This window comes from Pandoraea communis, assembly GCF_902459745.1.
GTDB lineage: Bacteria > Pseudomonadota > Gammaproteobacteria > Burkholderiales > Burkholderiaceae > Pandoraea > Pandoraea communis.
The window spans coordinates 316469-341025 of the sequence record NZ_CABPSJ010000006.1 but is presented as its reverse complement, the minus strand read 5'-3'; the positions used below and the strand labels follow the sequence as shown (position 1 = coordinate 341025).

General features: G+C 62.2%; 20 protein-coding genes and 1 pseudogene. 16 read left to right on the top strand and 5 right to left on the bottom strand.

Going from position 1 to position 24557, the window contains the following annotated elements:
* The first annotated feature begins 24 nt into the window (after positions 1–24).
* The 5 genes from rpsD (at position 25) to dsbD (ending at position 4780) form a co-directional block, all read left to right on the top strand.
* A complete protein-coding gene (gene rpsD, locus PCO31110_RS21370) occupies positions 25–648 on the top strand; it encodes a 30S ribosomal protein S4 (protein ID WP_010804112.1) in 624 nt (207 codons plus the stop codon).
* Between the two features lie 102 nt (positions 649–750).
* Positions 751–1728 (top strand): DNA-directed RNA polymerase subunit alpha, encoded by a 978-nt coding sequence (locus PCO31110_RS21365; protein WP_010804111.1) that lies wholly within the window; start codon positions 751–753, stop codon positions 1726–1728.
* Between the two features lie 155 nt (positions 1729–1883).
* The gene (rplQ, locus tag PCO31110_RS21360) at positions 1884–2276 is read left to right on the top strand and encodes a 50S ribosomal protein L17 (protein ID WP_010804110.1); all 393 of its coding nucleotides are present in this window, start codon (positions 1884–1886) and stop codon (positions 2274–2276) included.
* Between the two features lie 193 nt (positions 2277–2469).
* Complete coding sequence (cutA, locus tag PCO31110_RS21355) at positions 2470–2802, top strand: divalent-cation tolerance protein CutA (RefSeq protein WP_010804109.1); 333 nt, start codon at positions 2470–2472, stop codon at positions 2800–2802.
* Positions 2795–4780 carry a protein-disulfide reductase DsbD gene (dsbD, locus tag PCO31110_RS21350; RefSeq protein WP_010804108.1) on the top strand — a complete coding sequence of 662 codons (1986 nt, stop codon included), beginning with the start codon at positions 2795–2797 and terminating at the stop codon, positions 4778–4780. The genes cutA and dsbD overlap by 8 nt, the downstream gene beginning before the upstream one ends.
* A gap of 276 nt (positions 4781–5056) precedes the next feature.
* On the opposite strand, the gene hemB is transcribed toward dsbD, so the two are convergent.
* Positions 5057–6055, bottom strand: a complete 999-nt coding sequence (gene hemB, locus PCO31110_RS21345) for a porphobilinogen synthase (protein WP_010804107.1) — start codon at positions 6053–6055, stop codon at positions 5057–5059.
* 593 nt (positions 6056–6648) lie between these two features.
* Positions 6649–7317, bottom strand: a complete 669-nt coding sequence (gene yihA, locus PCO31110_RS21340; RefSeq protein WP_010804106.1) for a ribosome biogenesis GTP-binding protein YihA/YsxC — start codon at positions 7315–7317, stop codon at positions 6649–6651.
* Between the two features lie 298 nt (positions 7318–7615).
* Here yihA and PCO31110_RS21335 point away from each other — a divergent pair, with 298 nt between their 5' ends.
* The 5 genes from PCO31110_RS21335 (at position 7616) to msrQ (ending at position 13732) form a co-directional block, all read left to right on the top strand.
* The gene (locus PCO31110_RS21335; RefSeq protein ID WP_036664047.1) at positions 7616–8272 is read left to right on the top strand and encodes a c-type cytochrome; all 657 of its coding nucleotides are present in this window, start codon (positions 7616–7618) and stop codon (positions 8270–8272) included.
* A gap of 167 nt (positions 8273–8439) precedes the next feature.
* Positions 8440–10575 carry a cytochrome c biogenesis protein ResB gene (locus PCO31110_RS21330; protein ID WP_246189927.1) on the top strand — a complete coding sequence of 712 codons (2136 nt, stop codon included), beginning with the start codon at positions 8440–8442 and terminating at the stop codon, positions 10573–10575.
* A gap of 11 nt (positions 10576–10586) precedes the next feature.
* Positions 10587–11771, top strand: coding sequence for a c-type cytochrome biogenesis protein CcsB (ccsB, locus tag PCO31110_RS21325; protein WP_036664066.1), 1185 nt, complete (start codon positions 10587–10589; stop codon positions 11769–11771).
* A gap of 198 nt (positions 11772–11969) precedes the next feature.
* Positions 11970–12968: a protein-methionine-sulfoxide reductase catalytic subunit MsrP gene (msrP, locus tag PCO31110_RS21320; protein WP_010804102.1), complete on the top strand. Its 999-nt coding sequence runs from the start codon at positions 11970–11972 to the stop codon at positions 12966–12968.
* Between the two features lie 11 nt (positions 12969–12979).
* Positions 12980–13732, top strand: a complete 753-nt coding sequence (msrQ, locus tag PCO31110_RS21315) for a protein-methionine-sulfoxide reductase heme-binding subunit MsrQ (protein WP_150691322.1) — start codon at positions 12980–12982, stop codon at positions 13730–13732.
* Here the strand turns inward: msrQ and lysA are convergent.
* Complete coding sequence (gene lysA, locus PCO31110_RS21310) at positions 13660–14928, bottom strand: diaminopimelate decarboxylase (RefSeq protein ID WP_150691321.1); 1269 nt, start codon at positions 14926–14928, stop codon at positions 13660–13662. The genes msrQ and lysA overlap by 73 nt on opposite strands.
* 64 nt (positions 14929–14992) lie before the next feature.
* On the bottom strand, positions 14993–15220 hold the full coding sequence (gene lptM, locus PCO31110_RS26300; protein ID WP_370855845.1) for an LPS translocon maturation chaperone LptM: 228 nt from the start codon (positions 15218–15220) through the stop codon (positions 14993–14995).
* Between the two features lie 58 nt (positions 15221–15278).
* Between lptM and cyaY the strand changes: the two genes are divergently transcribed.
* A complete protein-coding gene (gene cyaY, locus PCO31110_RS21305) occupies positions 15279–15599 on the top strand; it encodes an iron donor protein CyaY (RefSeq protein WP_150691320.1) in 321 nt (106 codons plus the stop codon).
* A gap of 86 nt (positions 15600–15685) precedes the next feature.
* On the opposite strand, the gene PCO31110_RS21300 is transcribed toward cyaY, so the two are convergent.
* Positions 15686–18133 (bottom strand): penicillin-binding protein 1A, encoded by a 2448-nt coding sequence (locus PCO31110_RS21300; RefSeq protein ID WP_010804098.1) that lies wholly within the window; start codon positions 18131–18133, stop codon positions 15686–15688.
* 244 nt (positions 18134–18377) lie between these two features.
* Between PCO31110_RS21300 and pilM the strand changes: the two genes are divergently transcribed.
* The 5 genes and pseudogenes from pilM (at position 18378) to aroB (ending at position 24549) form a co-directional block, all read left to right on the top strand.
* A complete protein-coding gene (gene pilM / locus PCO31110_RS21295) occupies positions 18378–19427 on the top strand; it encodes a type IV pilus biogenesis protein PilM (RefSeq protein WP_150691319.1) in 1050 nt (349 codons plus the stop codon).
* Positions 19428–19435: 8 nt separating this feature from the next.
* Positions 19436–20089, top strand: coding sequence for a PilN domain-containing protein (locus tag PCO31110_RS21290; protein ID WP_150691318.1), 654 nt, complete (start codon positions 19436–19438; stop codon positions 20087–20089).
* Between the two features lie 82 nt (positions 20090–20171).
* Positions 20172–22646 carry a type IV pilus secretin PilQ gene (pilQ, locus tag PCO31110_RS21285; protein WP_174979687.1) on the top strand — a complete coding sequence of 825 codons (2475 nt, stop codon included), beginning with the start codon at positions 20172–20174 and terminating at the stop codon, positions 22644–22646.
* 71 nt (positions 22647–22717) lie between these two features.
* Positions 22718–23236: pseudogene (locus tag PCO31110_RS21280) on the top strand (shikimate kinase); the annotation flags it as partial.
* A 236-nt stretch (positions 23237–23472) separates the two neighbouring features.
* Complete coding sequence (aroB, locus tag PCO31110_RS21275) at positions 23473–24549, top strand: 3-dehydroquinate synthase (protein ID WP_150691315.1); 1077 nt, start codon at positions 23473–23475, stop codon at positions 24547–24549.
* The last annotated feature ends 8 nt before the right edge of the window (positions 24550–24557 follow it).

Genomic DNA, 24557 nt, shown 5'->3' with positions numbered 1-24557 from the left:
AGATTTTGAGATAAAGGAACAACCGTGGCACGTTATATCGGCCCGAAGGCCAAACTCTCCCGCCGTGAAGGTACCGACCTCTTCCTGAAGAGCGCACGTCGCTCGCTCGCCGACAAGTGCAAGCTGGATAGCAAACCGGGTCAGCATGGCCGCACCTCGGGTGCACGTACGTCGGACTACGGTAACCAACTGCGCGAAAAGCAGAAGGTCAAGCGTATTTACGGCGTGCTCGAGCGTCAGTTCCGTCGTTATTTCGCGGAAGCCGACCGTCTCAAGGGCAACACGGGTGAAAACCTGCTGCAAGTGCTCGAGTCGCGCCTGGACAACGTCGTGTACCGCATGGGCTTTGGCTCGACGCGCGCTGAAGCGCGCCAGCTGGTCGGCCACAAGGCGATCGTGCTGAACGGTGTTGTTGCCAACATCCCGTCGATCAAGGTCAAGGCCGGTGACATCGTCACCGTGCGCGAGAAGGCCAAGAAGCAAGTGCGTATTCAAGAATCGCTGTCGCTGGCTGAGCAAGTCGGTTTCCCGATCTGGGTTTCGGTTGACGCCAAGAAGATGGAAGGCACTTTCAAGGCACTGCCGGAACGTAGCGATATCGCGGGCGACATCAACGAAAGCCTGATCGTCGAATTGTATTCGCGTTAATCCGTATGCTGACGCGCCTCACGGCGCGTTTTGCGTTCCGTGCAGGTTGTCACCCATCAGCCTTATCGGTGTAACGAGCCGAGGGTATTGAAAAGGAAACCTATGCAAACCAGTTTGTTGAAGCCCAAGATCATTGCGGTTGAGCCGGTCGGTGAGCATCACGCCAAAGTCGTGATGGAGCCGTTCGAACGTGGCTACGGCCACACCTTGGGCAACGCGCTTCGCCGCGTGCTGTTGTCGTCGATGGTGGGCTATGCGCCGACCGAAGTGACGATCGCCGGCGTTGTGCATGAATACTCCACCATCGACGGTGTCCAGGAAGATGTCGTCAACTTCCTGTTGAACCTGAAGGGTGTTGTGTTCAAGCTGCATAACCGTGACGAAGTCACCGTTACGCTGCGCAAGGATGGTGAAGGTGTAGTGCGCGCTTCGGATATCGAAGTGCCGCATGATGTGGAACTGATCAACCCCGATCACGTGATTGCGCATCTGGCCAAGGGCGGCAAGCTCGACGTTCAGATCAAGATCGAAAAGGGTCGTGGTTATGTCCCGGGTAACGTGCGCCGTTATGGCGACGATTCGGCCAAGGTGATTGGTCGTATCGTCCTCGACGCGTCGTTCTCGCCGGTCAAGCGTGTGAGCTATGCGGTCGAATCGGCCCGTGTGGAGCAGCGTACGGACCTGGACAAACTCGTGATGAACATCGAAACCAACGGTGTGGTGTCGCCGGAAGAAGCGATCCGTCAATCGGCTCGCATCCTCGTCGACCAACTGTCGGTGTTCGCTGCGCTGGAAGGCACGGAAGCCGCCAGCGAAGCGCCGTCGCGTGCGCCGCAGATCGATCCGATCCTGCTGCGTCCGGTGGACGATCTCGAGTTGACGGTGCGTTCGGCCAACTGCCTGAAGGCCGAAAACATCTACTACATCGGTGACCTGATCCAGCGTACCGAGAACGAATTGCTCAAGACCCCGAACCTGGGTCGCAAATCGCTCAACGAGATCAAGGAAGTGCTTGCCTCGCGTGGTCTCACGCTGGGCATGAAGCTCGAAAACTGGCCGCCGGCTGGTCTCGAGAAGTAATGTGTAACGATATGGCCGCCTTCGGGTGGCCATGTCGTTCCGTAAGTGCGGCACGTCGGAGTGTTCCGATACGGCCGATAGCGAAGGTACCGGCCCGCGGTGTTTGTCACCGATAGAAGAGCTAGGTCGAAAACTCTGTTTAAAGGAAAGTTGAAATGCGTCACCGTCATGGTCTGCGTAAACTGAACCGCACCAGCAGCCACCGTCTGGCAATGCTGCGTAACATGTCGAACTCGTTGATCCAGCACGAAGCGATCAAGACCACGCTGCCGAAGGCCAAGGAGCTGCGTAAGGTTGTCGAGCCCCTCATCACCCTGGGCAAGAAGGACTCGGTTGCCAACCGTCGTCTGGCGTTCAATCGCCTGCGCGATCGTGAAATGGTCACCAAGCTGTTCAACGAACTGGGTCCGCGTTTTGCCAACCGTCCGGGCGGCTATCTGCGTATCCTGAAGATGGGTTTCCGCGTGGGCGATAACGCTCCGATGGCTTTCGTCGAACTGCTGGACCGTCCGGAAGTCGACACGGAAGCGCCGGAAGTCGCTGAGTAAGCGATTCGCGCAACGATCTTTTCGAGATCGTGAGTCGTATGAGAAAGCCAGGTCATTGACCTGGCTTTTTTCGTTTCGGCGTGTTGTCCGAAAGCGTGATGGCATCAGTCCGGAAATTGCAGACCGATGCGCACGTTTCATGGGGGCGGTGTACAGTGAACAATCCTTATGCCTGAACGGTCTACCGCACACTATGGATGCTCTTCTTATCGTCATGACGACGTTTCCCGACGAGACTAGCGCCGAAGCCGTGATCGACGGCATGCTTTCCGAGCGGCTGGCGGCATGTGTACAGCAATTGGCGCCGGTGCGTTCCAGCTATCGGTGGCAAGGCAAGCGCGAGACGAGTATCGAAGTGCCACTCATGATCAAGACGACTGCCGCCCGTTATGGTGCGCTTGAGCAGTACATCAAAGAACATCATCCTTACGACGTACCTGAAATCGTTGCATGGCCCGCCACTGCGGCATTGCCTGCCTATGCACGCTGGGTCGAAGATGAGACGCGGGGGAAACTGAATGTTTGATGTGTTAAGAATTGCCGGGCCGCTGATCGTGAGAGCCGGTAGCGATCCGTGGGCATTGCCACGCAATCGCATCTTCCGACGATGGACGTTTGTAGGGTTGGTCGTGGCAGTCGTGCTCTCGCTAGGCGCGGGGCTTGCTCATGCTGCCGACGATTTTCTCGATCCTGATGTCGCCTTCAAGGTGTCGAAGACGGAGCAGCCCGGTGCTGTTCTCCTGCATTTCGAAGTGGCCAAGGGCTACTACCTTTATCGTGAGCGATTCGCCTTCGCGGCGGACAACCCTGCCGTTAAGCTTGGTGCGCCAGAATTTCCGAAGGGAGAGGTCAAGCATGACGAGACCTTCGGCAAGGACATGGAGGTGTATCACGAACCCATCGACGTCCGTATTCCTGTCAGTCAGGCGGGCGGCCCGTTCACACTGAATGTCACCATGCAGGGCTGTGCGGACAAGGGGCTGTGCTATCCGCCGATGGACAAGCCGCTCAAAATTTCGGCGGCTGCTGTAGGTAGCCCGGCGAGCGAGAGTTCAACCGCCGCACCGGCCTCCGGTTCGGTCACGAAGGCACTGCTCGGCGAGGGGGCGCAGGCACCTGGTGGCAAACCGGCTGACACAGCTCAGGTGGTAACGTCCGCCCGCACGGCAGGTGGCTGGTTGTCGGCACGAGACGACTACAGCGAGGCGGAGCGCATTCTTTCCGGTGGCAGTTTTGCGTTGGCGCTGGGTATCTTCTTCGCGCTCGGCGTCGGGTTGGCTTTCACGCCATGCGTATTGCCGATGGTGCCGATTCTTCTGTCGATCGTCGCGGGACAGGAGGCCAGCCGCGGTAAGGCGATACGTCTTGCCATTGCTTACGTGCTCGGCATGGCCGTGGTGAATACCGTCATCGGTGTGGCGGCCGGATTATTGGGGCAAGGCCTCATCGCGTTTTTGCAAGCCCCGTGGGTGTTAGTCCTGTTTGCGTTGCTGATGGTCATCCTGTCGCTGTCGATGTTCGGGATGTACGAGATTCAGTTGCCGTCCGCATTGCGCGCCAGAATCGATGACGCTGCGCGCAAGCAGAAGTCCGGTCAATGGATCGGTGCCGCCATGATGGGCGTGCTCTCGGGGCTGATTGTCAGCCCATGCGTGACGGCTCCGCTGGCAGCTGCGCTCGCCTTCATCGCGAAGACAGGGGACGCGGTCTTTGGTGGTGCGACGCTCTTCGCATTGTCGTTGGGGATGGGGTTGCCGCTCGTGATCCTCGCAGGCGGTGGCGGTGCATTGCTGCCGCGCGCCGGGGCGTGGATGGACGGCGTGAAGCGTTTCTTTGGCTTCCTGCTCCTCGGTGTCGCCCTGTGGATTGTGCGGCCGTTGCTGCCAACGCCCGTTCTGTTGTTGGGCTGGGGGATCCTGCTGTTGGTGGCCGCTACCTTCATGCACGTTTTCGACAACCTGCCTGACGGCGTGAGCGGTGCGCGACGCCTTCTTAAGGGGCTCGGTGTTGTCGTTGCGCTTCTTGGGGCTGTCGCGTTGGTGGGCGCTGCGGCCGGCGCACGTGATCCGCTCGCGCCACTGGCCGGGTTGACGACGGTGGCCTCGGGGAACACCGGCGCGAGTCCTGCGGCGTTCGAGGGCGTCAGGTTTCAGCGTGTACGTAGCGTTGCGGAACTCGATCGGGTTTTGGCGACGGCGGGGCGTCCGGTGATGTTCGATTTCTATGCCGACTGGTGCATTAGCTGCAAGGAGATGGAGCGCTTTGTCTTCACGGATCCGAAGGTGAAAGCGCGCCTTGATCAGATGGTGCTTGTGCAAGCAGATGTCACTGCGAATAATGCCGACGATCAGGCACTACTTAAGCGCTTCGGATTGTTTGGGCCGCCCGGCATCATCTTTTTCGATGGCAATGGAGAGGAAGTGGCTGGCACACGCGTCATCGGGGCACAATCCGCAGACCAGTTTCTGCGCAGCCTCGATAAGGCATATGGACCAGCGCTTTGAGCGTCTGAGTCTCTAAGCGGCACCCGACGTGTTTGTCGATGCGAGATCCGTGGATCTGGCGATAGCTCGATCTCATAGGCAATGTCAAACGGCTAACCCGAGTTGAACCAACCTCCGAGCGTTGGGTGCAAACCCAACCCTTGGGGCCAGTTCAAAAATCGGGGCGGCCGTTCTTTTCGCCGCAGAGGCTTGTGCTCGCGCTAGTGCAGGCAGTCAGGTCGCGTTTGCTTGCCTGACGCTGCCTGCAAATTCTGCCGCTCGCGTCTTGCGCCGCGCTCAGGCTTGCGCGCGGATCAGACGGGCCGCATCAAGTGCGAAGTACGTCAGGATGCCATCCGCCCCGGCCCGCTTGAATGCGAGCAGCGATTCCATCATCACCTTGTCGTGATCGAGCCAGCCGTTCTGCGCGGCGGCCTTGAGCATCGCGTATTCGCCGCTGACTTGATATGCGTACGTGGGGAAGCGGAACTCATCCTTCACGCGGCGCACGATATCGAGATACGGCATGCCGGGCTTGACCATCACCATGTCCGCGCCTTCCTCGATGTCGAGCGCCACTTCGCGCAGCGCTTCGTCCGAGTTGGCCGGGTCCATCTGGTAGGTCATCTTGTTGCTCTTGCCCAGATTGGATGCCGACCCGACAGCGTCGCGGAAGGGGCCGTAGAAGGCCGATGCGTACTTGGCGGCGTACGCCATGATGCGCGTATGGATGTGGTCAGCCGCCTCAAGGGCTTCACGAATAGCGCCGATACGTCCGTCCATCATGTCGGAAGGGGCAACGATGTCCACACCGGCTTCGGCCTGTGTGAGGGCTTGCTTCACGAGAATGCGCGTCGTTGTATCGTTGATGACATAACCGTTTTCGTCGAGTACGCCGTCCTGACCGTGGCTCGTGTACGGGTCGAGGGCCACGTCGGTCAACACACCGAGATCGGGGAAATTGCGTTTGAGTTCGCGCACGGCGCGCGGGATCAGGCCGTCCGGGTTGGTCGCCTCAATGCCATCAGGGGTCTTCAGCGACGCCTCGATGTTCGGAAAGAGTGCAATCACCGGTACGCCGAGCGTGACGCACGTGTCGGCCACGTGGAGCAACTCATCGACGGAGACACGCTCGACGCCGGGCATCGAATCGACTGCCTCACGGCGTTTTTCGCCTTCGAGCACGAACACCGGGTAGATGAGGTCGTCGCAAGTCAGGCGGTTTTCACGCATCAGACGGCGTGAGAAGTCATCGCGACGCATGCGGCGCGGGCGAAGGAGGGGGTAGGAACTCATGCGATCGGTCCTTTGGACGAAGAGTGGTGCTTCGAAGGTTCCCGCGAATTCGGCTGTGTGGACGTGTCCCGAAAACGGATAGTCGTTGCGTTTGGCTCAACGATTCCCTAAGAGGGAAGGCGCGCAAAAAACGGCACTTGCCGGGAAACTTTCGAACGCATGGTATATCATACCAACCGGATGTTCGCACTGTGTGCGAGGGTCCCCCGCTTCTCCTCCCTGAGCGGGCGCCTGTCGTTCTACGATAAGGCTTATTTGAACCCGCCGTGCCTACACGGCGGTTTTTTTATGTGCGCGAGAATCGTTACGGCAAAGCCCCGGACAATCAGGCTTCCCGGCCGATTCAAACGGCCTCATCCGTTCGGCTGAGGGGACGCTACGCCGTCACGTGCGCTCACCAATTCTCGATGACTCCACGAATCGCCAAGCGGCTCGCCGCGACGATTTGTCGCGCCCGTTGGGCATGTCCGCCGTCTACCTTGGCAGTTTGATGCAATGCTGCCTTGCGGTTGTGCCGAGGTGTCGTTCGCGGAACTGAGGATTGCGGACAAGGATGCGCCTGCCCCCCAGTGAGCGAGGGGGCCCGGACAAGCTCATTTCTTGGCGGTGTTGCGCGCCGGAATGGCGAGCCATGCTTCTAGCATGCTCTGTGCTGCATCGACACCGGTGCGCTTTAGCGACGAGAACAACTGGGCCGTGAACTGCGGCGGCGTCGCGGGATCGTCGGACGGCAGTCCGTCGGTGCGAGGCAGCGCAGCCAGGCGTTTTTGCGTGTCGCGCAATACGACAGTCGCATCCTGACGCGTGAGTTTGTCCGCTTTGGTCAGCAGCACATGGATGGGGCGGCCCGTCGGCATGAACCAGTTGATCAGTTCGCAATCGAGGTCGGTGAACGGCCGGCGCGAGTCCATGACGAGCACGAGGCCGCGCAACTGCGGACGCTGCACCAGATAGTCGCCGAGAAGCTGCTGCCAGTGAACCTTCACGCCACCGCCGACTTCCGCGTAGCCATAACCCGGCAAATCGACAAGATAACCGTACAGGTGTTCGAGGTGAGCGATCTCGAAGTAGTTGATGTGCTGCGTACGTCCCGGCGTCTTGCTCGAGAAGGCCAGCCGCTTCTGGTTGCAGAGGATGTTGAGTGCGCTGGACTTACCCGCGTTCGAGCGTCCCGCGAAGGCGACCTCGGGCACGGCCGTAGGCGGCAGATCGCGCAGATGATTGACGGTCGTGAAGAAGCGGGCTTGATGAAGTAGGGACATGACGGAAACCGGGGAGCGCCGCAGCCACAGGGATCGGGCCGCAACGCGGGTGCAGGGGCGCAAAAACGGTGAGTTTGATGCCCACCGGCGACAGGCCGGGGAGCCCCGTTCTGCGGCCTTCTACATGGAAATCCCCTAAAGTCGGGGAAAGACTTTATTGTACAATATGAAAGTTAACCTTGGCCTTGCCAAGGCTTGCCCGAACGTCTCGCGCGCCGTGAGGTTGGAGGAGAAACACGGCGTCGGACGGTGAGTTCGAACGACCGATTTCCCGACAAAACAGATATAAGGTGTGCGAATGAACCGAGGAGTGTGGAAGTCTCTCGCTGCAACACCGTTGGCGCTGGCATGCTTTCTTCTGAGCGGTGCAGGACAAGCCGCCGAGCCTCAGGCGCCTGCCAAGCCAGACCTGAACCGGGGACAGGCGATTGCCAGTCAGGTCTGCGCCGCGTGCCACGCGGCAGACGGCAATAGTACTGGTGGCGCTTATCCGAAGCTCGCCGGCCAGCACGCCGAGTATCTGGACAAACAGCTCGTCGACTTCAAGGCGCAACCCGGCAAAACGCCCGCGCGTAACAACGCCATCATGGCCGGCATGGTCGCGGCACTGTCCGAACAGGACATGCGCAACGTGTCTGCCTATTTCGCCTCGCAGACCGCGAAGCCGGGCGTCGCGCGCAACAAGGACACCGTGCCGCTGGGCGAGAAGATCTATCGCGGCGGTCTGGCCGAGAAGGGGGTGCCCGCGTGCGCTTCTTGTCACGGCCCCACCGGTGCCGGTATGCCGTCGCAGTATCCGCGTCTGTCAGGCCAATGGGCAGACTACACCGCAGCTCAACTGGTCGCGTTTCGCGATGAGACCCGCAAGAACAACGCCCCCATGCACACCGTGGCCTCGCGTTTGTCGGACAAGGAAATCAAGGCAGTCGCGGATTACATCGCCGGTTTGCGCTGATCGGCAGCCCCTGCCCTGACACCATATGAACGTCAGGGTATATTCGCTGACTTATAACGAAACCAGCAGCGGCGCCGCAGAGCGACCGGATCGATCTGGTTTAGCATACACAGGGTGGCGGGCGCGTGAGAAACGCGTCCCCGCCCTTTTTTGTTGTCGGAAACAGGATGAGCATCAGTACCTCCGGAATTCAGATCAAGGGCGCGCAACGATGGGTGCGCGATGGTGTCGAGCTGGTCAGTTCGATGCGTTTTGCCATCAGCCTGCTGACCGTGCTCGCCATTGCCAGCATCGTTGGCACCGTGCTCAAGCAGGGCGACCCGTATCCCAACTACGTCAATCAGTTTGGTCCATTCTGGGCCGACGTTTTCCGTTCGCTCGGCCTGTACACCGTGTACAGCTCGTGGTGGTTCCTGCTGATTCTGTTCTTCCTGATGGCGTCGACGACGCTGTGCGTCGTGCGCAATGCGCCGAAGATGATCGCGGACATTCGCAGTTGGCGCGATCACGTGCGCGAGGGCAGCCTGCGCGCTTTCGGTCACAAGGCCGAATTCACCGGGCCGACGCCGCGTGGTGACCTGCTGCCGCGCCTCACGAGCTATCTCGGACGCCATGGCTACCGTTTCGTTGTGCGCGAGCGCGATAACGCGACGCTCGTCGCGGCCAAGGCGGGCGCGATCAACAAGATCGGCTACATCTTCGCGCATAGTGCCATCGTCATCATTTGCCTGGGCGGGCTGGTCGACAGCGATCTGCTGATCCGTGCCCAGATGCTGCTGTTCGGCAAGTCGCCGCTGCAGGGCAACGCGGTGATCTCGCAGATTCCGGAGACGCATCGCCTCTCGTCGAGCAATCCGGCGTTCCGCGGCTACGCGTTCGTGCCGGAGGGCGGTAAATCGACCACGGCCATCCTGAATTTTCAGGATGGCTCGGTTGTGCAGGATCTGCCGTTCGCCATCGAACTGAAGAAATTCCACGTCGACTACTACTCGACGGGCATGCCGAAGCTTTTCGCGAGCGACATCGTGGTCACCGACCCCGAGACCGGCAAGATGACGGACGCGACGGTGAAGGTCAACGAGCCGTTCATCTTCAAGGGCGTGGCGATCTATCAATCGAGCTTCGAGGACGGCGGCAGCAAACTGAAGCTGACCGGTTACCCCATGCACGGCGCGTCTGACCGGACGTTCGCGTTCTCGGGCGACGTGGGTGGCTCGACGCAACTGCGTGGCGGCGCCGCGGGCAAGGACGAATACACCGTGGAGTTCAGCGACTTCCGGGCGATCAACGTCGAGAACATCAGCAATGGCGGCGGCGAGCGCGATGTGCGCGGTGTGGCTCGCAAGTCGTTGCGCGATGACCTGAGCGCGCAACTCGGCTCGGGCGCCCGCACCGATCTGAGCAAGGATCTGCACAACGTCGGCCCCTCGGTGCAATACAAGGTGCGCGATCGCAGCGGACAGGCGAAGGAGTACCGCAACTACATGCTGCCGATTCTGGTGGGAGACGGCGAGCGTGTCTTCATGACGGGGGTGCGTGACACGCCGGACGGTCCGTTCCAGTACCTGCGCATTCCGGCGGACGAGGACGGCTCCGTCAAGCAATGGATGCTGCTGCGTGCCGCTCTTCAGGACGATGGCGCACGTGCCGAGGCCGCTCGCCGCTTCGCTGCACAATCGCTGCCGGCGCAGACCTCGGCGGCGCTTCGCGGTCAGTTGCAAGAGAGCGCCAAGCGCGAACTGGATCTGTTTGCCGGTGTGATTCCGGCAAGCAAAACGAGCCAGACGAAGGGCGGCTTGCAGGCGATTGCGGAGTTCGTGAACGAAAAGGTGCCGCAGGAGCAGCAATCCAGCGCAGCGGACATGTTCCGCCGCATTCTCGACGGTACGGTCTGGCAATTGTGGCAGGTCGCTCGTGAACAGGCCGGGCAACCGGCCATGGCGCCCTCGCCGGAGAGCGAGCGCTTCGTGCATACGGCCACCAACGCGCTGTCCGACAACTTCCTGTACGACGCCCCGGTCTTCCTGCAACTCGATTCGTTCGAGCAAATCCAGGCGAGCGTCTTCCAACTCACACGCTCGCCGGGCAAGAAGATCGTGTATCTTGGCAGCTTGCTGCTGGTACTCGGCATCTTCTCGATGTTCTATGTACGCGAGCGGCGTCTGTGGATGTGGCTCAAAGACACGCCGGACGGTGGCAGTTCGGTATTGATGGCGGTCTCGACGACACGCCGCACACTGGATTTCGAAAAGGAATTCGCCCGCACGAAGGCGGAGATGGACGAGATCGTCACGAAACGATGAAGGTGAGACAGATGGAGTTATCGCAAAGCTATTCGGATGTCTCCTGGCTGCGCCAGCGCAGTATCGGCGACTGGCTGTTCGCACTGGCGCTGGCGATCGGTGCGGGCTTTGCCCTCAACCGCTACGGCCATTACATGGATTACTACGAGCACACGATTCTGGTGCTCGCCGTACCCACCTTCGCGCTACTCGGCTGGCATTGGCGATCGGTGCGCTGGCTGATGGCCGGGATCGCCATTCTCGCGCTCGCGGGCATCGGCTTGTATCACCATGATTTGGCGCGGGCCGATCAGGCGTTCTTCCTCAAGTACTTCCTCTCGAGTCAGTCGGCCATCCTGTGGATGAGCGCGCTGTTCTTCCTGGCGACGCTTTTCTACTGGGGCGGTCTGCTCGCCCGTTCGCCGTTCGGTGCGAGCGTGGGCTCGTCATTGTGCTGGGCGGCGGTGCTGCTTGGCTTCACCGGCATGATGGTGCGCTGGTACGAGTCGTATCTGGTGGGGGCCGACGTCGGCCACATTCCGATCTCGAACCTGTACGAAGTCTTCGTGCTCTTCTGCCTGATCACGGCGCTGTTCTACCTGTACTACGAGCGTCGCTATGAAACGCGCTCGCTCGGACCGTTCGTGCTGCTCGTCATCAGCGCGGCCGTCGGTTTCAACCTCTGGTACAGCGTGGCGCGCAGCGCCTACGAGATCCAGCCGCTGGTGCCGGCGCTGCAAAGCTGGTGGATGAAGATCCACGTGCCGGCGAACTTCATCGGTTACGGCACGTTCGCCCTCGCCGCGATGGTCGCGGTTGCGTATCTGCTCAAGTCGGGCGAAAACCAGCGTCTGGCAGTGGCCGGCAAGCCGCTCGACAGCGGTTTCTTCTCGTCGCGCCTGCCGTCGCTCGAATTGCTCGACGACGTGATGTACAAGGCCATCGCCGTGGGCTTCGCTTTCTTCACGATCGCCACGATTCTCGGCGCATTGTGGGCTGCCGACGCATGGGGCGGTTACTGGAGTTGGGACCCGAAGGAGACGTGGGCGCTGATCGTCTGGCTGAACTACGCCGCGTGGCTGCACATGCGTCTGATGAAGGGGCTGCGTGGTGTGGTGGCGGCGTGGTGGTCGCTGACCGGTCTGCTGATCACGACGTTCGCGTTCCTCGGGGTGAACATGTTCCTCTCGGGGCTGCACAGCTACGGACAGCTCTGACGCGGGTCTGCGCATCGGGGCCCACTCGGAAAGCCGCCGCGCTCAGGTGCCGGCGGCTTTTTTCATCGTGCCGTATGATTGCCCGCAACGTGGTGGCGGGAACGGCGTCGCCGGAGCGTCAGTCTCAATCGACAGTGGCGTACGCAATTTGGTGAAATGAGCAACAGAGGCAGACCGGGCTGGTCAGGGAGGCGAATCATGAGTACGAGCAGATCGCGTTTGCGCGGTGCTGACATTCCGGCGAGCAGCATCACGCCTCGCGAGGTCGTCACCGGACGGCGGCGCTTTTTGCGCGCTTCCGGTGTCGGATTGACGGGGTTGGGCGGTGCGGCCCTCGGCGTACTGCCGCAACGTTTCGCGTTCGCAGCCGATAGCCCCGGCACCGGCCTCGCAAAACTGACGTCGACGCGTAACACGCGCTACGTGATTACCGACAAGCCGACCGACATCAAGGACGTCACCACCTACAACAACTTCTACGAGTTCGGCACCGACAAATCCGATCCGGCACGCCGGGCAAGCACGCTCAAGCTGCGCCCGTGGCAGATTGCGATCGAGGGCGAGGTGAAACAGCCGAAGGTCTACGACATCGATGCGCTGCTCAAGCTCGCACCGCTCGAGGAGCGTGTCTATCGCCACCGGTGTGTCGAGGGCTGGTCGATGGTAATTCCATGGATTGGCTATTCGCTCGCCGAACTCATCAAGCAGGTGCAGCCAACGGGCAACGCGAAGTACGTGGAATTTGTCACCCTGGCCGATCCGAAACAGATGCCGGGGCTGTCATACCCTGTGCTCAGTTGGCCGTACGTCGAGGGCCTGCGGATGGATGAGGCGATGCATCCGCTTTCGCTTCTGACGTTCGGCCTGTACGGCGAGGTGCTGCCGAACCAGAACGGCGCACCGGTGCGGATGGTGGTGCCGTGGAAGTATGGGTTCAAGAGCGCCAAATCCATCGTGAAGATCCGTTTCGTCGAGAAAATGCCGCTGACGAGCTGGAATCGTGCCGCGCCGGACGAGTACGGTTTCTATTCCAACGTGAATCCCGGTGTCGATCATCCGCGCTGGAGTCAGGCGACCGAGCGGCGCATCGGCGACGGCGGTATTTTCACGCCCAAGCGCAAGACGTTGATGTTCAACGGCTACGGTGAGCAAGTCGCCAGCCTGTATCAGGGCATGGATCTGCGCAAATTCTTCTGAGCCGACAGCGCGTGCCGACGACGCCATCCAATTCGAGGGAAGTGCCCGGCGCTGCCGCTGGCGCCGCCCGTGCCGCGAAACATTCGCCCCCCGTGCCGCGTTGGCTGCCGTGGGCCAAAGCGGCCGTCTTCCTGCTGGCGATGGTGCCGTTGCTACGACTTGGCGTCTACGGGTTGACCGATCGGCTTGGCGCGAACCCGGTCGAGTTCATTACGCGTTCGACAGGCACCTGGACGCTGGTCATGCTTTGCATCACGCTCGCGATCACGCCGGTGCGTCGCGTGTTGGGGCAGCCATGGTTACTGCGCTTGCGCCGCATGCTCGGGCTGTTTGCGTTTTTCTACGGCGCGCTGCATTTCACGACGTATTTCTGGCTGGATCAGTGGTTCGATTGGGCAAGCATTCTGCGCGACGTGTCGGGCAAGCGCCCGTTCATTACCGTGGGTTTTGCGGCGTTCGTGCTGATGGTGCCGCTGGCGCTCACGTCGCCGTACGCGATGGCGCGACGCATGGGCGGGAGGCGCTGGCAGCGGCTGCATCGCGTGATCTATGCGATTGCCGTGCTGGCGATCCTGCACTACTGGTGGATGAAGGCGGGCAAGAACGATCTCGCCCAGCCGGCGATCTATGCGATCGTGGTGGCTGGCCTGCTCGGCGCCCGTCTGATCTGGGCGCTTCGCAGGCAGTGGCGTCAGGCGTTACCGGGCAGCAACCGTTCGCCGGCGAACAGCGACTCGACCGTTTCACGTTCGCGCACGAGGTAGGCCTGGTCGCCGTCGACCATGACTTCGGCGGCGCGCGGACGCGTGTTGTAGTTGGAACTCATCGCGAAGCCGTAGGCGCCCGCCGAGCGGATCGCGAGCAGATCGCCCGGGACAATCGCCAATGCACGGTCGCGGCCGAGCCAGTCGCCGCTTTCGCACACGGGGCCCACCACGTCATAAGTCACGGCATCGGTTGCGCGACGCGCAACCGGATCGATCGCGTGATACGCCTCGTACATTGCCGGACGCGCCAGATCGTTCATCGCCGCGTCGACGATGGCGAAATTCTTCGTCTCGCCGTGCTTGAGGAATTCCACGCGCGTAAGCAGCACACCGGCGTTACCGACGAGCGAGCGGCCCGGTTCGAACAACACCTGACGATGGCCATGACCGCGCTTGGCGATGTGATCGAGCAGCGTGGTGGCGAATGCCGTGATGTCCGGCGGCGTCTCGTCCGTATAGGTGATGCCCAGGCCGCCGCCAACGTCGATGTGATGCAGTGAGATGCCTGCGGTTTCGAGTTTTTCGACGAGATCGAGGACCTTGTCAGTAGCGTCGAGATACGGCGAAATTTCCGTGATTTGCGAGCCGATATGGCAGTCGATGCCAACGACTTCGAGGTTTGGCATTGCGGCGGCGGTGCGATAGGCGTCGAAGGCTTCTTCGTAGGCCACGCCGAACTTATTGCCGCGCAGACCCGTGGAGATGTACGGGTGCGTCTTGGCATCGACATTCGGATTCACGCGGAGCGACACGCGGGCGCGCTTGCCGGCTTGTCCGGCCACTTCGTTGAGGCGATCGAGTTCCGGACGCGATTCCACGTTGAAGCAGAAGACATCCTTTTCCAGCGCGTAGCGCATCTCGTCCGCATGTTTGCCGACGCCCGAGAACACGGCACGCTTCGGGTCGCCTCCTGCTGCGATGACGCGGGCGAGTTCACCGGCCGACACGATATCGAAGCCGGCGCCGAGCTTGGCGAACACGCCGAGCACGGCGAGGTTCGAGTTGGCCTTGGCGGCGTAGTGCACGGCGGCGTTGCGGCCTTCGCACGCCTTGGCGTACGCCTGATAGGCGTTCGTCAGGGCCGCTTTCGAATAGACATAGAGCGGCGTGCCGAAACGCTCGGCGAGGACGGGCAGGGCAACGTTCTCGGCGTGGAGTACGTCGTCGCGGTAGGAGAAGATGGCGTCGGACATCGCAAAAACTCGGTAATCAACTAGGGCACGCTGGCAAAGCGGAGGGCTTCAGGCCTGATCCTGCTTATTCCGGCTTGGCTGCCGGCACCGATGCGGCCGAGGGCACGTCGACAGACGGCCCACGCTGAGGCTCGGGCACGAGTGGCGGCGGCGGCAGCGGTGTACCTGGCGGCGGCGCCGGTTTCACCGGAGGGGCAGGATAGTACAGCGGCCCGGCCTGACCGCAGCCAGCCAACACGCTCAAAAGGGTAATCGAGGCTACAATCGCGCAGGTTCGAATAGGTGCAGTCATTGGGGGTATCGCCGCGTGGTGCGGCATGCGAACGATGACGCAAAGCGTGGAGTTTAGCATGACGGAAAGTGAATTCCTGGCGCTCGCCGAGGCAGTGCTGGCGCAGGTGGAGGTGGCCGTCGAGGGTAGCGACGTGGATATCGACTGCGAACGTACGGGCAACGTCCTGACGCTCGAATTCGAAGACGGCAGCAAGATCATCGTCAACCTGCAAACGCCGATGAGCGAAATCTGGGTGGCCGCGCGCTCGGGCGGTTTCCACTACCGCCTGAAGGGCGACGAATGGCGTGACACCCGCGACGATTCCGAACTATTCGAAGCACTGTCGCGTTTTGCGTCGCAACAGGCGGGCGAGGCGGTGACATTGCAGGCCGGTTGACAAAAGAATCGCGGCGCAGGGCTCCAGCGTGACTGGAGGCGCAGCGCCGCGCGGCGTTTCCGGGCCACCGGCCCGGACGACCCCCGTCAGGGCTTGCCGTTGAACATGTCCAGAATGCGCTGACGCTCCTGCCGATCCACCGGTGCGGGTGCCGGATTCGATTGCGCCGGTATCTGACCCGGCAGCGATCCCCCCGACGGACCCGGCGCCGCCGACCCGTCCGGCGCGGTATCCGCGCTCAGGCCAACCGTACTCACCGCGCGTCCCGGCGGATAGTCATCGTAGAAGTAATCGCCATTCGCCTGAATGATGCCCTGCGGCATCGTTCGCGTTGATTCCGGTACACCGCGCAAGGCCTTCGACATGTAGTCGATCCAGATCGGCAGTGCCAGACCGCCGCCTGTTTCTCGATCGCCCAGATTGCGCGGCTGATCGAAGCCGATCCACGCCACGCCCACCAGTTGCGACTGATAGCCGGCGAACCAGGCATCGTGCGAATCGTTTGTCGTCCCCGTCTTGCCAGCCAGATCGCTGCGCTTGAGCGCGTTGGTCTTGGCTGCGGTGCCGCGCGTCGCGACGTCGTGCAACATCGAATTCATGATGAACGCATTGCGTGCCGGAATGGCCCGGATCGTCTCGTCGCCCGCTATGGAGGGCTTTTCCTCCATGACGACGTTACCCTTCGAGTCGGTAATGCGCGCCACGATGAATGGATTCACGCGGAAGCCGCCATTGGCAAACACGGCATAGGCGCTCGCCATTTGCAGCGGCGTGACCATCCCCGCACCCAGCGCCATCGGCAGATAGGCCGGATGCTTATCGGCCTCGAAGCCGAATCGTCCGATGAACTTCTGCGCATAGCCCGGCGTGATGCTTTGCAGGATCCGGATGGACACGAGGTTGCGTGAGCGCATCAGCGCAACGCGCATCGGCATCGGGCCTTCGAAGCCGCCGCCGTAGTTCTTCGGCTCCCAGGGCTGCCCCCCCGTCTGTGCCGCCGTGAAGTACAGCGGGCCATCATTAATGATGGTCGCCGGCGCAAAGCCCTTCTCAAGGGCCGCCGAGTAGATGAATGGCTTGAAGCTCGACCCTGGTTGACGCCACGCTTGCGTGACGTGGTTGAACTTGTTCCGGTTGAAGTCGAAGCCACCGACCAGCGATCGAATCGCGCCGTTCTGGGGGTCGAGCGATACGAACGCCGCTTCGATATCCGGCATCTGCACGATTTGCCAGTTTTCCTTCGCGTCCTTTTTCACACGAATCACCGAACCCCGGCGAATCTTTTGTTTCGGCTGGGCTTTTGCATTCAAACCGGCCGCAGCAAAGCGCAGGCCGTCGCCGGTCACGGTAACGTCGTCGCCGTTCAGCAGCACGGCCTTGACCTGCTGGGGCGAAGCGGAAAGCACCACGGCGGCAACCATATCGCCACTGTCCGGATGCTCGACCAGCGTGTCGTCGATCAATTGTTCGCGCTCGTCCTGATCGTCCGGCAGATCGATATTGGCCTCCGGGCCGCGATAGCCATGACGCAATTCGTAGGCCATGACGCCGGCGCGCAACGCCTCGTAGGCGGCCTCCTGATCGGCGGAATTGATCGTCGTGTAGACGTTGAAGCCACGCGTGTAGATCTCGTCCTTGAACTGGGCGTAGAGCAACTGGCGAACCATTTCCGCAACGTACCCTGCATGCACGCTGAACTCGCTGCCCAGCCCGCGCACTACCAGCTCCTGTGCGATGGCCTGATCGTATTCGGCCTTTGTGATGTACCCGAGGTCGTACATCCGCTTGAGGATGTACTCCTGACGCACGCGAGCGCGCTTGTAGTTGACGATCGGGTTATATGCCGACGGTGCCTTCGGCAGTCCGGCGAGCATGGCGGCTTCAGCGAGCGTGATGTCCTTCAGATCCTTGCCGAAGTAGACCCGTGCCGCACTGGCGAAGCCGTAGGCGCGTTCTCCGAGATAGATCTGATTCATGTATAGCTCGAGAATCTGATCCTTCGTGAGGCGCGACTCGATCTTGTAGGCGAGCAGCGCTTCGTAAATCTTGCGTGTGTAGGTCTTCTCGCTCGACAGGAAGAAGTTGCGCGCGACCTGCATCGTGATCGTACTGGCGCCCTGCGAGGATCCGCCGCGCGTGAAGTTCGCGACGCCCGCGCGGAAAATGCCGATGAAGTCGACCCCGCCGTGTTGATAGAAGCGGTCGTCTTCGATGGCGATCACCGCCTTCTTCATGACGTCCGGAATATCGGCGAAGTGCACCAGATTCCGACGCTCCTCACCGAACTCGCCGATCTGGATTTCATCGGCGGTGTAAATGCGCAACGGGATCTTGGGCCGGTAGTCGACGATCGTGTCGAGCGACGGCAACTGTGGCGTCATCACCACCAGGATGTACCCCACGAGCAACGCGCCACAGACGACCATCGCGGCCATCAGGCCGGCGAACCAAAGCGCGAGGCGCAGCCAGATGGAGCGGCGCGGCTTGGGCGGGCGCTTGTCGCGGGGTGTCTCAGTTTGGGGTGTGCTTGCCATGGGGGAACCGGAAAAATCGATGGGCCGATTATAACGAACGCCCCGCAACCTCCCGTTGCCACCCCTCGAAATCAGGGTTCAGGCCTACGGGTTCTAGGAATCGGACGAAGAAAAAGTGGCGTGAATTCCTAAAGCGCATTTCGCTTACCTCGTCGACGCGTGGATTCGGACTGGTCCGATTGGGCAGCCTCGTTGCGCTGGATAGCATCGATCACATCGACAAGAAGAGAGACGGGAGGACGTCATGATCGAAGCGGTCTTGCGCGGTGCGCGCCACATCGGCAGTCAATTTTCGGCGGTGTTGCCGCGGGCCGGGGGTGGGGGTTGCGGTATTTATTTTGACGCTGGCGGCCTGCATTTCGTTCGCCTGACGCGTGTGGCCGGGCTAGCGCGATTGCGTCTGGCCGGCTACGGGTCGGCCATTTTGGAGGATGACATGCTGCGCGGTGCGTTGATCGCCAAGCCGGAGGCGGCAGCCCGTCGTCTGGAAGAGCTACTGGAACGAATCGGCATCAGCGCCACGGATTTACGTGATGACACCATCGTGCTCGCCCTACCTGCGCACGGGCTCAAAACGCAGGTCGTCGATTATCCGGCGGACCTTCCGGCGCGTGCGTTGCGCGCCTGGTGCGAGCGGCGCGCCGCCTTGCTGTTGCCTGGGGATGGCGACCCCGATTTGCGCAATCGTGTGGGTGTGACGTGGGCCGACCCGGGCAATCACCGGCTGCGGTTGTACGCCTGTGAGGCCGAATTGGTGGATGACCGCGTCGCCGTGCTCGAAATGTCGGGACTTCGAGTGCATGCGATCGACGCAGCGCACGAGGCGGGGCGCAGAGCGTTCCGATGGGCGTGGCCGGCAGATGGTGATGCGAGTACGCCCGAGCGAGCCGGTACGCCTAAGGCGCTGCTGCAGGTGGATGCTCACGATCTCGACCTGTCGGTATTCGCCTCGGACACTTGTGTCGCCGACGCGCGAGAGCGATTCGATGGCGTCGGCGCGCATCCTGATGCGTTGGCAAGCGTTGTGCGAGAGTTGGCTGGCAAGCTGCCGGTTGGTCCCAGCGTCATGTACGTGGCGGCACAGGGCGCGAGTCCCGGTGGACTCGTGGCGATCTGCGACGCCTTGGGTGCGGCGTGTGGCATACCGGTGAGGCCGTTCGATCCGCTACGGCGCTTTGAGGTACCGGGTGCGGCCGGGCCAAGGCGTCAGACGTTTGCGCAACGCACATCGCTTGCCGTGCCTTGCGGGCTGGCACTGCGTGCCATGTCGATACAGGGGGTGGCATGCGAATGAGTATGGAAATGCCGCCGCTCGATTTCCTTCCCACGCTGGCTCAGCGACGGCAGCGCGACTTTCGGCGGCAATGCCGCGTGTGGGCGTGCGTGGCGGCGTTCGGCGCGCTGGCGTCGCTTGTGCCGATTGTCCGCGACATTCACGTGCGTCGCGAGGCACTGGCGCAATTGGCGGCGTTACGCGTAGCCAGCGACAAGTTGAGCGCAACGTTGACGGCGTTCGACATCACGGGACGCGAACTCGCGGTCATGCATGCTCATCGCCGGGCCGCCGTCGCGCTGGTCGAACGGCGGCAACCCGTCGCTTACCGATTGCTGGACATCATGCGTGCCTGCGCCGACGGCGTGCGATTGACTGCGGTGACGACGGGCGACGCTCAGCTCCGTGTCGAAGGCTATGCGACGACGCAATCGCGAGTGCGGGAAACACAGAAGCGTTTGAGAGCATTACCGTGGGTGCGCAAAGTGGCGGAAGTCGAATCGAGTGTCGTCCCGGAGAGCGTCAGACGTCAGTGGGTGAGCGCTGCGGGGCAGGCACTGGCGCCGAACATCCGGCGATTCACGCTGCGTATCGAATGGAAAGTGGACGCCAAACCGATCGCACTCGCGGTCAATGCGGATGCCGGCGTTGCATTGAGAGAGGAGGTGCCAGATGTACGGTGAGCAACCTCCGCCGGAGGATGTCCGCGACATTTTTCACGACGTGGCGGCCCGTTGGCGCGCGCGGCGGGCGGTGTGGCGGTCGGTGTCTCCAGTCGAATGGACGCGATCGGTGCGGTGGGCGCTGGCAAGTCTCGCCTGGCTGATGGGTCTTGCGATAGCGTGGTCGGTCTGGTGGCTGGTGGGCTTGCCCGCGCGCGCGACTTTGCAGAAGGATCTCGGCGTCGAGCAGCAGACGTTGGATAGCGCTAACGAAGCTGCGCGTCGATTGCCCGTCCTGATGGCGGCGCTTCAAGAGGCGGAAACCGAGTCGACGGCCTGGCGGCGTTTGTTGCCGCTTGCCGCGAAAGGCGAGGGCGACGACGCTCCGGCAACGGGCCAGTCCGAGGCTTCGCTGCCCGATTCCGCGAATGACGCGGATTCGGCGTGGCGTGCCGATCTTGAGTATCTCGTTGCTCGCGCGGGCCTGACGTTGGAGATGGCCCGAGCGGGGCCGTCGGCGTTAGCGGACGATATCGTGATCGAACGGGCGGAAATCCGCGTCAGGGGACCCGTCTCGAACTTGCTTGGCTGGCTTGCCGAGATTGACAGTGTGCCGCGTCATGTGGCCGTCGAGCACCTGTCGCTTCAGGGACCCGGATGGGGATCGTCGGGCGTGACAGGTGCGGGCGATGCCGGACTGACCGTCACGGTGGCTGCCTACCTGTGGCAGCGACCCTCAGATCTGCCCGGTGCGCCCGTAGCGCAGCCTTTGCCGGCGTTGCCGGCGCCTGCGTCGCGCTGGCGCATGCCCGAAGACACGAATGACGTCTTTCGCACGCCGCTCACACGTCATTCCGCGCAAGACGCGGTGACGATGACACCTTCCGGGCCGCAGCAGGCATCGGACGACGATGGGAATCCGGTCGGATCGATGCGTGCGGGATCGCGTCAAGTCACGCTGCGACGCACGACAACGACCGGATTGTCCGCGACATGGCAAGAGGAGCCTTTACGGCAAGGGACAGCGGGAGCGCAAGCGCCGTGCGTTGATATCACGCTCCATGGTGTCGACGTGGTCGATGCGCTGCGGGCATTCGCGCGTCTGACCGGGCGGAGCGTGGTGATTGGCGAGCGCGTTGCGGGGCGTCTCGACATGGAGGTGCGGTGTGTCTCTACGGCTACGGCGTTCGACGTGATGATCCGGAGTGCCGGCCTCGGCGTCCAATCCCTGAAGGGTGTCGACTGGATCGCCCCGCGAACCGACCTGCTGGCCGACGAGCAGACGCAACTGGAGGCTGCGGCAAAGCGCGAGGCGTTGCTGCCGCTGGTCAGTCGGCGCTTCACGCTGAACTACCCTAGGGCGTTGGCGTTGCGGGAGATCATCATGGGCGAGAAAGACCGTAAGGGGCAGCGGCTGTTGTCCTCGCGAGGCAGTCTGATCGCCGATCCGCGAACGAACCAATTATTCGTGACCGACCTACCGGAAAAACTCGATGCGCTGGCTTCGTTCGTTGCGCGGATCGACGTACCTGTGCGGCAGGTGCTGATCGAAGCGCGCATCGTTGAGGCCGATGATCGGTTCAGTGAGTCGCTCGGCGTCCGGCTGGCGGGATACGACGAGCGGGGAGATCGTGGGCAGAAGGCGGACATCCGACCGGCGGCAGGCAATTCGTCCGGCAACGGCGACACGCATCAGGGCGACGGAAAGTCGCAAGGCCATGCGCTCGACGTTGGGCTGTCTGCGGCGGCGCTGGCAGGCGTCACGCCGCCCAGTCTGGCCATCACGTTATTCGGTCGCTCGGCGACGCGTTTTCTGCAATTGGAGCTGTCGGCGCTCGAGACGACCGGGCGCGGGCGCGTCGTTTCCCGGCCGCGCGTGGTTACGGCGGACAAGATTCAGGCCGTCATCGAGCAGGGTACGGAGTTGCCGTACCAGACCCGCAGCGTTCGTCGCAACGTGACTTCCGTCCAATTTCGCAAGGCCACGCTGAAGCTCGAAGTGACGCCGCTGATCACGCCCGATGGTCAGGTGATCCTGGATGTCGACGTGCGCAAGGACAGCATTGGGCACGCCGTGGCCGAGGGCTTTGCGGTGGACACCCGGCACGTCAAGACGCAGGTCCAGGTCGAGAACGGCGGGACCGTGGCTATCGGCGGGATCTACCAGGAAGAGCGCCGCGACAGCCATGCCAGCGTGCCATGGTTGGGGAATGTGCCTTTGCTCGGGGCGTTGTTCCGTAATCGAGCCAACGACGACCGTCGTACCGAACTGCTGGTGTTTCTCACGCCCAGCGTGGTGCCTGAGGGTAAGCATGAGGAAGATATTGCCGAGCCTGCGAGGCATTCAGCCTTGAGCGTGGGCATGGGCACGAAAGCTGGCCCGTCGAGCCCGGGTGGCGCGGTGGATGGGGGGAATGAGCTGGCGTGGGGGCAGGTGTCTGCACGGGGCGAAACCCCGAACTCCCCCCGAGCGGCCAGCATCCCGCCAGCCACAGGGACGTCACCGGCAACGCGCCTCGAATCGTCGCCAAACGTCCGGCTGCTTGGCCATCCCCGGCTGACTGGGGAGGGGGCCTGAGGCGACGCGTTCCGCACGCCCGACGCATATCCCGGTATCATCAGGGGCTGGAACCCAAATATCAGCGATTTATGCTGGAAAACGTAATACTTGTCGGATTGATGGGGGCGGGCAAGACCACGGTTGGACGCGCAGTGGCACGACGTCTAGGACGACAGTTCTATGACTCCGACCATGAGATCGAAGCGCGCACGGGTGTGCGCATTCCGGTCATCTTCGAACACGAAGGCGAGGACGGCTTCCGTCAGCGCGAAGCCCAGACCATCGACGAACTCACCCAGCGCAGTGGCATCGTACTCGCGACCGGCGGGGGCGCGGTGCTGCGCGCCGAAAATCGCGAGAACATCAAGTCGCGGGGCACCGTCGTGTATCTGCGCGCCAATCCGCACGATCTCTGGCTGCGCACGCGTCGCGACAAGAACCGTCCGTTACTGCAAACCGCAGACCCGCGAGCGCGTCTCGAGCAGTTGTTTCAGGAGCGCGACGCGCTATATCGCGAATGCGCGACCTTTGTCATCGAGACCGGTCGGCCGAGCGTCAATGCGCTCGTCAACATGGTGCTGATGCAACTGGAAATGGCAGGGATCGTACCCAGCAACACCGAGGTGTCGCACGACGTGCCCGACACCGCTGAGGGGGCGCGAGTCGAGACTCACGACGTCGCGCACGATGTTGCGCACGACATGACAGGGCCGGCGGGCGGCAACGGCGGGGATCCGGCGCAAGCCGGTCGCGAGGATGCGCCGCAGGCGACACCTGCGGCACCCGCACCCGATACGCTTCCTCGCTGACTCCGTCGATATCGCTCAACATGACAACAAGCGGCATGATTACCCTCAAACTTGATCTCGGCGAGCGCGCCTATCCCATTCACATCGGTACCGACCTGCTCACGCAGGAAGCCCTGTTCGCGCCGCATGTGCGTGGCACGCACGCCGTGATCGTGACAAACACGACCGTTGCCCCGCTTTACGCGGAGCGTGTCGCGGCAACGCTGCAGCGACTCGGGAAACGCGTGGTCACCGCTGCGCTACCCGATGGAGAAGCACACAAGAACTGGCAGACGCTCAATCTGATTTTCGATGCCCTGCTGGGGGCGCAGGCGGACCGCAAGGCCACGCTCATCGCGCTGGGCGGCGGTGTCGTCGGCGACATGACGGGGTTTGCTGCCGCCTGCTATATGCGGGGGGTTCCCTTCGTGCAAGTGCCGACAACGTTGCTCGCGCAGGTAGATTCGTCCGTCGGCGGCAAGACGGGCATCAACCATCCGCTCGGCAAAAACATGATCGGGGCGTTTTGGCAGCCGAGTGCGGTACTCGCCGACATTGGCACGTTGTCCACGCTGCCTGAGCGTGAGTTGGCAGCCGGGATGGCAGAAGTCATCAAGCACGGCGCGATTGCCGATGAGAAATACTTCGACTGGATCGAAGCGAATATCGATGCGTTGAATGCCCGCGATACGGCGGCGCTTTCCTATGCGGTGCAGCGTTCCTGCGAGATCAAGGCACAAGTCGTCGCCAGCGACGAACGTGAACAAGGCCTGCGTGCCACGCTGAATTTCGGCCACACGTTCGGTCATGCCATCGAAGCCGGGCTTGGCTACGGCGAATGGTTGCATGGCGAAGCCGTGGGATGCGGTATGGTGATGGCTGCCGATCTGTCGGCGCGGTTGGGCTTCATCGACGAAGCCCTCGTGTCGCGTATCAAGGCGCTGGTCACGGCGGCCAGGCTGCCGGTGAAGGGGCCGGACCTCGGGGAAGATCGCTATATCGATCTGATGCGGGTCGACAAGAAGGCGGAAGGTGGGGACATCCGCTTCGTGCTGCTTAACCGGCTGGGGCAGGCGTTCATGACGAGCGTTCCGGACGCCGAACTTCGCGCTACCTTGCGCGCCAACACTTGAGGACGGAG